The organism is Halorubrum sp. Atlit-26R, assembly GCF_003666015.1.
Taxonomy (GTDB): Archaea; Halobacteriota; Halobacteria; order Halobacteriales; family Haloferacaceae; genus Halorubrum.
In genome coordinates, this window is record NZ_QPLT01000178.1 from 1 (window position 1) to 801 (window position 801).

The 801-nt window shown below is 57.7% G+C and carries 1 protein-coding gene and 1 pseudogene; both read left to right on the forward strand.

What is annotated here, in order from left to right; translation table 11 throughout:
* Positions 1-300, forward strand: a pseudogene (locus DVK07_RS22930) (hypothetical protein); the annotation flags it as partial.
* A 2-nt stretch (positions 301-302) separates the two neighbouring features.
* A complete protein-coding gene (locus tag DVK07_RS20020; RefSeq protein WP_121598556.1) occupies positions 303-518 on the forward strand; it encodes a hypothetical protein in 216 nt (71 codons plus the stop codon).
* The last annotated feature ends 283 nt before the right edge of the window (positions 519-801 follow it).

The window sequence follows — 801 nt, forward strand, 5'->3', positions numbered from 1 at the left end:
GTGACCACTGGTGACGAGACGGATTCGACGACAACGGAGTCCACGAACGACCAGAACTACGATCCGACCGAGATGCAGGCGGAGCTGGACCGCTTGAACGAGAAGATCAACACGATGCAAGAGAACGCAGAGGAGTCCAACTCTGGCGGTGGCGGTGGCGGTGGCGGTGATGGGTCTGGGTTCGATGCGCCTGATGTGAAGTGGTGGCAGGCTGCTGGGGTTGGCGGTGCATTCCTCGGTGGACTCTACCTGCTTTCCGGAGGTAGTGTTGGTAAGGAACCGCCCGGGCGGAGTCGATAGCGATGGTGTGGTGGATTGCTGCGAAGGCAGCCGCGCCGATCGCAGGTGGAATTCTCGGCGTTCTGTTGCGATTCCTGCTGCTTGTCGGTGTGGTGTTCGCAGCAGCGTTCGTGGTCGGGGTGAACCCGTTTGAGTTCGTGTTCGCGGCGGGCGCATCGCTTGTGGACATGGCGTTCGATGCGATTGCGGATCGGCTTGCGTCGGAAGTCGAGCTGTAGTCGGCAGGCGGTTTATGCGGGTTGTTTTCTTGTGTTGCCGAAGTGTTAATAACGTGGCTGGCAGATTTATTATTAGCGCAGTTAGAATTGTAACAAACTGCCACGGAAAACACTCGAAATGACCGACACAAACTCTTTCCGCGACACGATCGCGGGCAAAGCACGTACCGCTTCGGCCACTGCACTTGTAATGGCGTTCCTACTCGTTGGGAGCCTGTTTGCCGGTGTAGGGCCTGTATCAGCCAGCAGCCACGACGTAGAAGTCACAGTCACCGACAGTACA